The sequence below is a fragment of the Acinetobacter lwoffii genome (assembly GCF_024129115.1).
Lineage (GTDB): Bacteria > Pseudomonadota > Gammaproteobacteria > Pseudomonadales > Moraxellaceae > Acinetobacter > Acinetobacter lwoffii_T.
The window spans coordinates 321,665-332,915 of the sequence record NZ_JAMXXO010000001.1 but is presented as its reverse complement, the minus strand read 5'-3'; the positions used below and the strand labels follow the sequence as shown (position 1 = coordinate 332,915).

Genomic DNA, 11,251 nt, shown 5'->3' with positions numbered 1-11,251 from the left:
ATTTCCCTCAATTCAGCGCCATAAACCTATCAAAATATCTATATGACACGCTTGAATTTTCCTGAGTAGATTTAATCATCAGTTTAATTTTGAAATTGATATTTAAATTATTTTGCGGAAAACATGCTTTTTTCCTGATTCACCCTTGAATTTTTTGGTTTCAACATCATGTTTGCTAGCACGAGGAAAAAGAGATAATTTTGTCATCAGGCCATCATCTTGATGCTGCTCAATGAACAAAGCGATTTTGCCAAAGTGGCGCGTTTTTACTTAATTCGGTTTTTCCGATGTTTGTAATGTAAAAATACCATTTTAGCATCAACCAAAATTTCGATACTCTTATTCAAAATCAAAGACTACCTCAATCATGGAGACAATGATGAGCTTAATTAATACTGAAGTTAAACCATTTAAAGCAACTGCATTCCAAAACGGCAAATTCATTGAAGTTACTGAAGCTGACCTGAAAGGCAAATGGTCTGTTGTATTCTTCTACCCAGCTGACTTCACTTTCGTTTGCCCGACTGAACTTGGTGACCTTGCTGACAACTACGCTGAATTCCAAAAACTAGGCGTTGAAATCTACTCAGTTTCTACTGACACGCATTTCACTCACAAAGCTTGGCACGATTCTTCAGAAGAAATCAAAAAAATCCAGTATGTAATGGTTGGTGATGCAAACTGGACTCTTGCTAAAAACTTTGACGTATTAATCGAAGCTGACGGCCTTGCTGATCGTGGTACTTTCGTGATCGATCCAGAAGGTAAAATCCAAATCGTTGAAATCAACGCTGGTGGTATCGGCCGTGACGCTCAAGAACTTCTTCGTAAAGTTAAAGCAGCTCAGTATGTACACGCTCACCCAGGCGAAGTTTGCCCAGCTAAATGGAAAGAAGGCGATGCAACTCTTGCTCCTTCAATCGACCTAGTAGGTAAAATCTAATTTTAATTAGATTGAACTGATTCAAAAAACCACGCTTTTTAGCGTGGTTTTTTATGGTTTAAGCTTTTATGTCAGCGCAATACGGGATTTTATTTTTTAAAATGATTTTGTTAGGACTTTAAATATTGCAGTCCTATTTTTTTCTTGATCAATCATATAAAAATTCAGGTATATCTTTTGCTTCGCTTTCTCATAATCCTTACCGATTCTTACAATTGAGCTATACATCTGCAGAGCCATATGGCATAAGTTCAAATGATAAGATAAGAAATATTCAGTGGAGGAACGCATATGCAAAAACTGCTTACCGTGATTTCTTGGAAATACAATCCCTCAAGCCGCCACCTGAAAATTGTATACAGTAATGGTCATACCGAGCTGTATCATCCCGTACCTGAATTTATTTATGACAACCTGTTAAGACGCCAAGACAAAGCCGCATTCGTGGAAAAGTATCTCGAATATAATTTACATTTTAATAAAATTTGCATGGATTAGAGCCAATCGAATTAACGCAATCCCACCATCAGCAAACCTGCGCCTATGGGTACAATACTCATGATAAAACGTGGGTCTTGCTGAATTAAGGCAATAAACTCTTCGACTTCTGCTGCATGTGAAATGACATTATCAACTACCAGTAACCCGCCCTTTGCTTTAAGTAATCGACTCAAATGTGGCCAGTAACTGACATAAGCATCTCGTTCAGCATCTAACAGGATAAAATCAAATATTTCCTGTTCTTCCTTCAGATAAACTTGTGCATCAATCACTTTAAAATTGATTAAATCTGCAAGATCTATTTCTGTCGCATATTGCTTTGCCTGAGCAACCCGTTCTGCATCAACTTCAAGAGTTGTAATCATGGCTTGAGTCTGCCGAGCCGCTTCCGCCAGCCATAGAGTGGAATAACCGGTAGAAGTGCCAATTTCCAAAATACTTTTCGATTGTTGCGCACGAATCAGCATAGACAAAAATTGACCGGATTCTGGCTCTATATTCCGGTATCGGTGCAGGCGATCTGCCTGCTTATGATCATGCATATGAAATTTTTCATATAATTCTTGCATGAATATTTCAAATTCATCTGAGTTTTGCATCACTCTTCCCTGAGTCTGTTGGGCTTAAAGTGCCTGAATCAATTTAAAACGCTCCACTTCACGATCATCGTTAGTGGTAATGGTTTCAGTGAACATCGTTAAAGGACGTACCCAAATTGAATAATCCCCATAGAGACATTGATAAACCACCAGCTTTTCTTCAGTTTCACTGTGCGTGGCGACATGAAACACCTGATAAAGCTGTCCCTTATAATGTTGATAAATACCGCGTTGTAATTCCATCATTCAAGTCTCAAATATCTTGTTTTAATCTTAGCTGAAAATCCTTATTCTTGCTCTAAACTACTTGAAAATTAATCTTTTGACCCCATATAGAACTTTGAAATTAATGATGAATTTTTTAATAAATCTGTAAATCCGATCAATAAAATAAAAACAAACTGTTTTACCTATTTATTCAATTCATTTAATATCCTGTTATCAAATAAACATTTACTCCTTTGGAGACGTTAGCAATGTTAGACCAAAATACTTCAGCTCAACTTAAAACCTTATTAGAACGCCTGGAAGGCCCAATTGAACTGGTCGCCACTCTGGATAGTTCTGACAAATCAGCCAAAATCCAAGAACTGGTGTCCGAGGTTGCTGCACTGTCTGATCTGGTGACTGCACGCTTTGACGGGACCAATGCACGTGCGCCAAGTTTCGGGATTGCCAAGGCCGGTGAAGAGCCACGGGTGTTCTTTGCAGGCTTGCCAATGGGCCATGAGTTCACTTCGCTGATTCTGGCATTGCTGCAAACCTCAGGTTATGCACCAAAAGTCTCGGATGAAGTACTGGCAAATATCAAGAGCCTGGGGGTTCAATCTAATTTCGATGTATTTGTATCGTTAAGCTGCCATAACTGTCCGGATGTGGTTCAGGCACTCAACCTGATTGCCATCTATAACCCGGGCACTACAGCGACCATGATTGATGGGGCTTTCTTCCAGGAAGAAGTAGAAGAACGCAAAATCATGGCGGTTCCGATGGTGTTCCAGGATAACCAGCATATAGGTCAGGGTCGTATGACGCTGGAAGAAATCATTGCCAAGTTGGATAGCAATGCCGCTACCAAAGATGCTAAAAAGCTGAATGCCAAAGACGCCTTTGATGTCCTGGTGATTGGTGGTGGACCTGCTGGGAATACCTCTGCAATCTATGCAGCACGTAAAGGCATTAAAACCGGGATCGTGGCTGAACGTATGGGCGGTCAGGTCATGGATACCATGGACATCGAAAACTTTACGTCTGTACAAAAAACTCAAGGTCCGAAGTTTGCAGCGGAAATGGAAGCCCACGTGCGTGAATATGGTGTCGACATCATGAACCTGCAACGTGTGTCTGATATCAAAGGGGCAGACGAAACGGCCAATGGTCTGGTGGAAGTGACTTTAGCGAATGGTGCCAAACTGGAATCGAAAACTGTAATTCTGTCGACCGGTGCACGCTGGAGAGAGATGAATGTTCCAGGTGAGCAGGAATACAAAACCCGTGGTGTAGCCTACTGTCCGCACTGTGATGGCCCACTGTTCAAAGGCAAACGTGTCGCGGTGATTGGCGGTGGTAACTCGGGTGTTGAAGCCGCGATTGACCTGGCAGGGATTGTAGAACATGTAACGCTGGTGGAATTTGATACCAAGCTGCGTGCGGATCAGGTGTTGCAAGACAAGCTGAACAGCTTGCCAAACACTACGGTGATCAAGAATGCCTTGTCGACTGAAGTGCTGGGTGACGGTGCACAGGTGACTGGTCTGAAGTATAAAGACCGTGCTACGGATGAAGAGCATGTGGTTGAGCTGGCGGGGATCTTCGTGCAAATCGGTTTGTTGCCAAATACGGACTTCCTGAAAGAAACCCAAGTTGAGCTGACCAACCGTGGCGAGATTGTGATTAACGACCGCAACGAAACCAATGTGAAAGGTGTATTTGCAGCAGGTGACTGTACCACAGTGCCTTACAAGCAGATCATCATTGCGACCGGTGAAGGTGCCAAGGCATCACTGTCTGCTTTTGATTACATCATCCGTTCGGGGCAGTAAGTTTCAGACTAGCTCAAATAAAGCCTGCTTGATGCGGGCTTTATTTTTAATTAATTTTGTCATTATCTTTTTAGATTCAACTATATTTTTCAGATAATGAATCGTTTGATCATTTTCTTGATACGATCTTAGTCATGTAATTAATTTTTATCCTATATAGATACTATGTAATTGTCGGCAATCTCGTCTTGCCAACCCAGAAAAGCTCTCCTATGATAAAGCGACAAATCATCTTTCATGATCGAAGAATAAAAAGGATAACATCCTGGGAGAAGAACAATGCAGTATCAATATCATTGTGCCTGCTGTGAAAAAGTAGTCGACTCTACAGAAAAATCATGCTCAAACTGCGGCTCACATCATATTCGCAGCCCTTTTGGTTTCTGGGTTTTGTGTCTAATCGCCTGTCTCGTTACAGCAATTGTGTTTAAAGTGGTGCATTTGTATGTGCAGTCACAACAAGAAGTTCCCGTACAACACTCTATATTGGACGTTTTAAAAGAAGAAGATAAAGGACTTCGCTAATTTCTTTACCTCACAGCAAAGACCTGTTGGTTCAAACAGGTCTTTTTATTGCACTTGAATAATTCAAATAGCTATGTGGAAAATGGCCTCATCAAATCCAGATTTGATTTACAATAGCGGTGGATTTGAATGAGAGATGTGCCATGGTTCAGTTAATTAAAAAAGGTGGATTGCGTGAGCGCGCTAATCGTAGCCGCAGTTATCAAGGCTCTGAAAATACTGAAACCACCCTAAAGCCTAATCGTTATCAAACGGCGGTTAAAACACCAGACAATTTATCCTCTCCTACCCCAACCTCACCAATATCTCCAGCATTAAATGAAGATATACCACTTAATTCATTAGAATAAGTGCGTCATACCATAACCACAATGCAAATAGCAGAAATAGTCCGCCTGAAATCATATCAATATAACTCCCCGAACGCTGGTACAAGGTTTTAATTTTTGGTTGGGAAATCAACAGCATCAATAAAGCAAAGGTGATAAAGGTCTGCAAAGGAATAATCACTGCGAGCTGTGTTTTCAAATAATCTGAAGCAGATGAACTTAAGGCCAGTGAAAATACGCTACTAAAATAGATCAGTGTTTTTGGATTAGAAAGATTGGTCCATAAGCCCAACATAAAATAGTTTTTAGCTTGCACCTGTCCATTTGTATCGTCGTCGGTCTGATGTCTATTTTTAAAGCTATGCACACCACCCTTTAACATGGCCCATCCCATTTTAGCCAGGAACATACCACCGAGCACCATCAATACCTGTTGAATCCATGGAAACTGGTCAATTAACACGGTAAAACCCACAAGTGTCAGTATTACCCAAACCACGATACCGGCAGAGATCCCTGCGATAACTTTCAGGGCATTCTGGCGTGTGGTAGATGCGGCACTTTTGGCAATGAGTAAAATATCAGGGCCAGGACTCAATTGAGCAACAAAATGCAGAAGACAGATCGTAAAAAGCAGAGACATTAAAATAAGGTAAATTTATAAAAACATATTATAACGTTTGTTCAAAGACATTAGAAAGTTCCAATAAAAAAACCGAATCATCAGATTCGGCTTAAATAGAGTTTTTTTAAATAAAACATTTATTTTGGATTGATATCTTTCATTTCAATTTTTTTCGCCTCAGGTCTCACTTCACGTGCTTCACCATCAATAATGGTGGAATCACCGCGACCTGATTGCTGATTTTGCATATCCTGCATTTGACGCATCATCTCGGCAAATGGATTTTGGCCTTGTGCCCCACCCATATCGCCCATCATGCCACCCATCATTTTTTCCATCATGAGTTGTTGACGTTTTATCATCGCTTTCATCATGGCAGCCTTAAAGACCTGCTGAACCGCTGGAATGAGCATTAATACGGCTAATACATCGGTAATCAATCCAGGAATAAGCAGAAAGAAACCTGCCAGAATTTTAGGTAAATTTCCTGTTAGTGCAGGATCTGCACTCATCTGTCCCATCTGCATTTGCTGCATCTGTGGCATGACACCGGCCGAGTATTTACGGATCAGATTCATACCAATAAAAAATGCGGCTACAAACCAGAAAAATACGTACCACATGCTCCCGACGAGGTCACCCACGCCAATCCAGACAAATACTTCTAGGATTAAGCCTGCAAGGATAATAAGAAATAATTTCATGAAAATTAATCTAATCTCAGTAAAATAAATAATAGGATGCTGGAATCAACTGCTTCATCAGGATCAAGCTTTTTTGATACGCTTATGTAACAATATGGGCATTATTCTATTTTTAAAGTGCGGGCATGTCATTAATTATTGGGATTGACCCCGGTTCTCGTTTAACCGGTTACGGAATTATCGAAAAAGACGGCTCCAAACTGACTTTTGTTGATGCCGGCACCATCAGAACAGAAACAACAGAAATGCCTGAACGTTTAAAACGTATCTTTGCCGGCGTGGAGCGCATTGTAAAATTTTATGGTCCCACTGAAGCTGCGGTAGAACAGGTCTTTATGGCACAAAATCCGGATTCTGCCTTAAAACTCGGTCAGGCCCGTGGTGCTGCTGTTGCGGCACTGGTCAATCTGGATTTGAAAGTCGCTGAATATACTGCGCGCCAGATCAAGCAGTCGGTAGTGGGTTATGGCGCTGCGGATAAAGAACAGGTGCAGATGATGGTGATGAATATTCTAAAACTCAGCATCAAACCGCAGCAGGATGCCGCCGATGCTTTAGCTGCTGCTATTTGTCATGCCCACGCCTCAGGAAGTATGAGTAAAATGGCGGTATTGAATGCGTTGGGCGGTATGGCACGCGGCCGGAGTCGCGTCAGTAGCCGTCGTCGATAAGGTTTAACGCAATATTATAAAGTCTTGAACATCTAGCTCAGATTCCAGATACTCTTGCATAACAGATTTTACAGTTGCACGAGCAGGCCCTTGCCAACTTCGTGCAATCATTTCGCTAAGTTGTGAATCTGTTCCAACAATAACCGCCTCCACCTCACCTGTGCTCAAGTTCTTCACATATCCTTTCAGTCCAAGTGCTTGAGCCTGCTCGGCAAACCAGTAACGGTATCCGACTCCTTGGACTTGGCCTGAAATATTCAGTTTGATGACTGGCACACTATTCTCCTTAGCGATTCACCACCTGATAAATCGCATGCTTCATATCCTGCGCCTGCAAACCTCGTTCGCCATTTTTGGCCAGTTCATCACCTGCAAGTGCATGCAGCGTCACAATTTCATGCAAATGAATTTTTTGTTTAAATTGTGCCTTTAGACTAGCAATCATGCCGGCCAGCACATCTCCCATTCCACCCGTCCCCATACCGGCATTTCCAGCTGTGCATATATAAAGTTTTTCTTCCAGAATCAGGCTGCCTGAACCTTTTAGCACCCATTGTCCCTGATATTTTTGTTGCAGGGCATGAATGGCTGCAATCCGATCCATTTCAACTTCCGCAGTGCTACACGCCAGTAACGTAGCGGCTTCCCCAGGATGCGGAGTCGCATAAGTCTGGGAATTCAAAACTTGAGGCTGCTTGGCCAGAAACCATAAGGCATCCGCATCCAAAACTACCTCCAGATCAGATTGCTGAGTCAGCTCAAACCAAACTGTATATTGTTGCTCTGACCAAGAATCACGACCTAATCCCATGCCAAAACAGACTGCATCGACCTGCTGAATTAGTGCTTGGCGTTGCTCCTGAGTTAAAAGATTGATATCACGCAGCATGATATTTGGTGCACGTGACAAAATCGCAGTATGGTGTTTTGCATCACAAACGATGGTGACTTTACCTGCTCCGGCAGCAAATGCTGCCTCTGCCGCCATGATCACTGCCCCACCCATATCAGCATGTCCACCAATCACTAAGACATGACCATAACTGCCTTTATGACCAAAGGCTTCACGCTTGGGCAATTGAATCTCATGCGATGAAAGACAAGCAGTCGGCTGAAGCTCAGTATCTGTTGGAATAGCAGAAATCAGTTCGATCTTGCCCGCATATTCTTTGCCTTGTCCGGTAAACAGTCCTGCCTTAAGCCCTAAACCCGTGAAAGTGTAGTCAGCTTTAATCGCAACAGGCAAAGGCTGGCCGGTATTGGCATCCAATCCACTCGGAATATCAATTGAGATTTTTAATCCAGTTTGCTGATTGATCGTTTGAATAACATTTTGCCAGTCAAAGTCCAGCTGACGGTTCAGACCAATTCCGAATAATGCATCGATATAGACCTCACATTCAGATTGAAAATCAAAATGCGAATAAGGCTGCAAGCCAGCTTGCTGAGCTTCCTGCACAGCCGATGCTAAATCTTTGGAATTACCCAACTCAACTGCATAAATATCAACACTGAAGCCCGCCTGTTTGAGATATTTGGCCACAAGATAGCCATCGCCGGCATTATTACCCTGACCACAGCAGACAGCGATTTTTTTTATTTTTTGCTGGGAAAATAAAGTGATCAGCCGCTGACTAATCCCCCAGGCGACTTGTTGCATTAAACCGTAGGAACTATTTTGCTGTTGAAACCAGCGCTGCTCCCATGCTTGTAGATCACGGCTATGGTAAACTTGTTGCTGCATTTCTTATTCCCTGTCTTTGGTTTATGGCAACTCCCGATTCTCAAGCGCAAATTAAAGTTTATCAACAAGATCCAGCCGAGCTAAAAGCATGGATTAAAGCGCAGGCTTTAGAATTGGGTTTTTCTGATTGTGTCATTGCCAAACCAGATGCTCAAGCAGAATTAGCACGCTTACAGGAATATCTGGATCGTGGTTATCATGGTGACATGAAGTTTCTGGAAGAGAATCTGGAAAAACGTGCCAATCCCGCCTTACTGGTTCCCGGCACACGTAGCATTATCTGTGTGCGTATGGATTATCTGGTCGACGCACCAGAACCACGTTATATCCCTTATGCACCCAACTCTGCCATTATCGCGCGTTACGCCCGTGGCCGAGATTATCACAAAACCATGCGGGGTCGCCTGAAAACCTTGGCGACAAAAATCCGGGGAAAAATCGGAGATTTTGAATCACGCCCATTTGCCGATTCTGCGCCAATTTTTGAAAAATCGCTGGCTGAAAGTGCCGGCATGGGCTGGACAGGTAAACACACCCTGCTGATTCATAAAACATCAGGCTCATTCTTTGTGCTGGGTGAACTGTTTACTTCACTGGAACTGCCCTTTGATGAACCCGCGACCAAACATTGTGGCTCCTGTACTGCGTGTATCGACATCTGTCCGACTCAAGCCATTGTCGAGCCTTATATGTTAGATGCTCGCCGCTGTATCGCCTATCTGACCATCGAATATAAAGGCATTATTCCAGAAGATTTGCGACGCGGAATTGGTAACCGGGTTTTTGGTTGTGACGATTGCCAGCTGATATGTCCATGGAACAGTTTTGCCCAAGTGACCTCGATAGAGGATTTTCATCCGCGGCATGGACTGGATCAAGTGAGTTTACTGGATTTATGGCAATGGGATGAAGCCACCTTTTTAAGTGCGACTGAAGGCAGTCCGATGCGTCGTACGGGTTATCAAAGCTTTATGCGCAATATCGCCATTGGTTTGGGCAATGCACCCTTTGATGGGCAGATTATTCCGGCCCTTCAGCAACAGCGTAATCAACATGATAAAATTGTGCAGGTACATATCGATTGGGCTATTCAAGAACAACTGGCAAAATCCAGTTAATTTTCCATCTTTACCTAGCGTCACAGTTTCACTTAAAAGCCTTACACACCCATGTTTCAGACTATGGCATAAATAAAAATAGTCAGAAATGAAGTGGAAGAAAGATGATGTCATCAAAAAATCCAAATCAAGAACTGCTGGAGCAGCTTCAGCATGACCAGCAGAAGCAACAACAGCAGCAGCCGCAACATGGCCCGATTAATTCCCCAAAAAACAATCAGCATGAACAGGATCAGCGCGTGTTTAACAAGCAGCACCGTAGTGATCTGCATGGCCAGGATATTCATGGAAATCACAGTAATAAATAATCTGGCAACTGAAAAACAAAGCTCACCTCGTGTGGGCTTTGTCATTTATATAAGGTCATATTTTGCTAGTGAAGCAAAAGCTTATTTTTATTAAGATGAACCGAATGATAAATAAGCATAGATAGGGAAAGAGATGAACAGTAGTGATGCGGTACGTAATGATTGGTCACGTCAAGAAATACAAGCACTTTATCAGCAGCCTTTAATGGACCTAGTGTTCCAGGCGCAACAGGTTCATCGTGAACATTTCACCGCCAATACCGTTCAGGTCAGTACCCTGCTCTCAATTAAAACCGGTAAATGTCCTGAAGACTGTAAATACTGCTCACAATCAGCGCATTATGATTCCAAACTGGAAGCTGAAAAACGCATTGCAGTCGATAAAGTGATTCAGGAAGCCAAACAGGCGCTGGCATCAGGCAGTTCACGTTTTTGTATGGGGGCTGCATGGCGCAACCCACATGAACGCGATATGCCTTATGTGCTGGAAATGGTACGTGAAGTTAAAGCACTCGGTCTGGAAACCTGCATGACACTGGGGATGCTAAATGGATCTCAGGCTGAACGCTTGAAAGATGCGGGACTGGATTATTACAACCATAATCTGGACACTTCTCGTGAATACTATTCACATATCATCAGCACGCGTAGCTTTGATGATCGTCTGGATACTCTGGATCATGTACGTCAGGCTGGTATGAAAGTCTGTAGTGGCGGTATTGTGGGTCTGGGTGAAAGTCGTGATGACCGAATTGGTTTATTATATGAACTTGCAACTCTGGCAATTCATCCTGAATCTGTGCCAATTAATATGTTGGTGCCGATTGAAGGTACACCGATGGCAGATGTAGAAAAACTGGATGTGATTGAATGGATTCGTACTATTGCCGTGGCACGCTTGCTAATGCCTAAAAGTTATATTCGCCTTTCTGCCGGCCGCGAATCCTTAAGCGATTCGGATCAGGCTTTGGCGTTTATGGCCGGTGCCAATTCTATTTTTTCTGGTGAAAAACTGCTGACGACCCCTAATACATCCCAAGGCCGGGATCAGCAACTTTTTGCAAAATTAGGTTTAGTTGCAGAACAGCCAAAACCGAGTGTTCGCAGTCTGGCTACAGATGCAATGGCAAGCTAATCACTGT

At 42.8% G+C, this 11,251-nt stretch carries 15 protein-coding genes; 9 read left to right on the top strand and 6 right to left on the bottom strand.

Annotation, left to right across the window (positions count from 1 at the left end; all coding sequences use genetic code 11):
• The first annotated feature begins 379 nt into the window (after positions 1–379).
• Positions 380–943 (top strand): alkyl hydroperoxide reductase subunit C, encoded by a 564-nt coding sequence (ahpC, locus tag NI470_RS01640; protein WP_004278916.1) that lies wholly within the window; start codon positions 380–382, stop codon positions 941–943.
• Between the two features lie 291 nt (positions 944–1,234).
• The gene (locus NI470_RS01635) at positions 1,235–1,441 is read left to right on the top strand and encodes a KTSC domain-containing protein (protein WP_004278917.1); all 207 of its coding nucleotides are present in this window, start codon (positions 1,235–1,237) and stop codon (positions 1,439–1,441) included.
• Positions 1,442–1,452: 11 nt separating this feature from the next.
• Here NI470_RS01635 and NI470_RS01630 read toward each other — a convergent pair whose 3' ends face one another.
• Both NI470_RS01630 and NI470_RS01625 read right to left on the bottom strand, forming a co-directional pair.
• Entirely contained in the window at positions 1,453–2,043 is a 591-nt protein-coding gene (locus tag NI470_RS01630; RefSeq protein ID WP_253147540.1) for an O-methyltransferase, read from the bottom strand.
• A 24-nt stretch (positions 2,044–2,067) separates the two neighbouring features.
• Positions 2,068–2,286, bottom strand: a complete 219-nt coding sequence (locus NI470_RS01625) for a DUF1653 domain-containing protein (RefSeq protein WP_034436473.1) — start codon at positions 2,284–2,286, stop codon at positions 2,068–2,070.
• Between the two features lie 233 nt (positions 2,287–2,519).
• Here NI470_RS01625 and ahpF point away from each other — a divergent pair, with 233 nt between their 5' ends.
• The 3 genes from ahpF to NI470_RS01610 all read left to right on the top strand — a co-directional run bounded on the left by ahpF (position 2,520) and on the right by NI470_RS01610 (position 4,960).
• Positions 2,520–4,085 (top strand): alkyl hydroperoxide reductase subunit F, encoded by a 1,566-nt coding sequence (gene ahpF / locus NI470_RS01620; protein WP_253147541.1) that lies wholly within the window; start codon positions 2,520–2,522, stop codon positions 4,083–4,085.
• A 279-nt stretch (positions 4,086–4,364) separates the two neighbouring features.
• Entirely contained in the window at positions 4,365–4,610 is a 246-nt protein-coding gene (locus NI470_RS01615) for a hypothetical protein (RefSeq protein ID WP_114542037.1), read from the top strand.
• 143 nt (positions 4,611–4,753) lie between these two features.
• Positions 4,754–4,960: a hypothetical protein gene (locus tag NI470_RS01610; RefSeq protein ID WP_114542038.1), complete on the top strand. Its 207-nt coding sequence runs from the start codon at positions 4,754–4,756 to the stop codon at positions 4,958–4,960.
• Here NI470_RS01610 and NI470_RS01605 read toward each other — a convergent pair.
• Positions 4,944–5,582 (bottom strand): LysE family transporter, encoded by a 639-nt coding sequence (locus NI470_RS01605; protein WP_253147542.1) that lies wholly within the window; start codon positions 5,580–5,582, stop codon positions 4,944–4,946. The genes NI470_RS01610 and NI470_RS01605 overlap by 17 nt on opposite strands.
• 119 nt (positions 5,583–5,701) lie before the next feature.
• On the bottom strand, positions 5,702–6,268 hold the full coding sequence (locus NI470_RS01600; protein ID WP_253147543.1) for an FxsA family protein: 567 nt from the start codon (positions 6,266–6,268) through the stop codon (positions 5,702–5,704).
• A 125-nt stretch (positions 6,269–6,393) separates the two neighbouring features.
• Between NI470_RS01600 and ruvC the strand changes: the two genes are divergently transcribed.
• Complete coding sequence (gene ruvC / locus NI470_RS01595) at positions 6,394–6,939, top strand: crossover junction endodeoxyribonuclease RuvC (RefSeq protein WP_004278925.1); 546 nt, start codon at positions 6,394–6,396, stop codon at positions 6,937–6,939.
• Between the two features lie 3 nt (positions 6,940–6,942).
• On the opposite strand, the gene NI470_RS01590 is transcribed toward ruvC, so the two are convergent.
• On the bottom strand, positions 6,943–7,215 hold the full coding sequence (locus tag NI470_RS01590) for an acylphosphatase (RefSeq protein WP_253147544.1): 273 nt from the start codon (positions 7,213–7,215) through the stop codon (positions 6,943–6,945).
• 10 nt (positions 7,216–7,225) lie between these two features.
• On the bottom strand, positions 7,226–8,683 hold the full coding sequence (locus NI470_RS01585; RefSeq protein ID WP_253147545.1) for an NAD(P)H-hydrate dehydratase: 1,458 nt from the start codon (positions 8,681–8,683) through the stop codon (positions 7,226–7,228).
• 23 nt (positions 8,684–8,706) lie between these two features.
• Here NI470_RS01585 and queG point away from each other — a divergent pair, with 23 nt between their 5' ends.
• The 3 genes from queG to bioB all read left to right on the top strand — a co-directional run bounded on the left by queG (position 8,707) and on the right by bioB (position 11,244).
• Positions 8,707–9,801: a tRNA epoxyqueuosine(34) reductase QueG gene (gene queG / locus NI470_RS01580; protein ID WP_253147650.1), complete on the top strand. Its 1,095-nt coding sequence runs from the start codon at positions 8,707–8,709 to the stop codon at positions 9,799–9,801.
• Between the two features lie 104 nt (positions 9,802–9,905).
• Complete coding sequence (locus NI470_RS01575) at positions 9,906–10,109, top strand: hypothetical protein (protein ID WP_004278929.1); 204 nt, start codon at positions 9,906–9,908, stop codon at positions 10,107–10,109.
• Positions 10,110–10,242: 133 nt separating this feature from the next.
• Positions 10,243–11,244: a biotin synthase BioB gene (bioB, locus tag NI470_RS01570; protein ID WP_253147546.1), complete on the top strand. Its 1,002-nt coding sequence runs from the start codon at positions 10,243–10,245 to the stop codon at positions 11,242–11,244.
• Positions 11,245–11,251 lie beyond the last annotated feature (7 nt).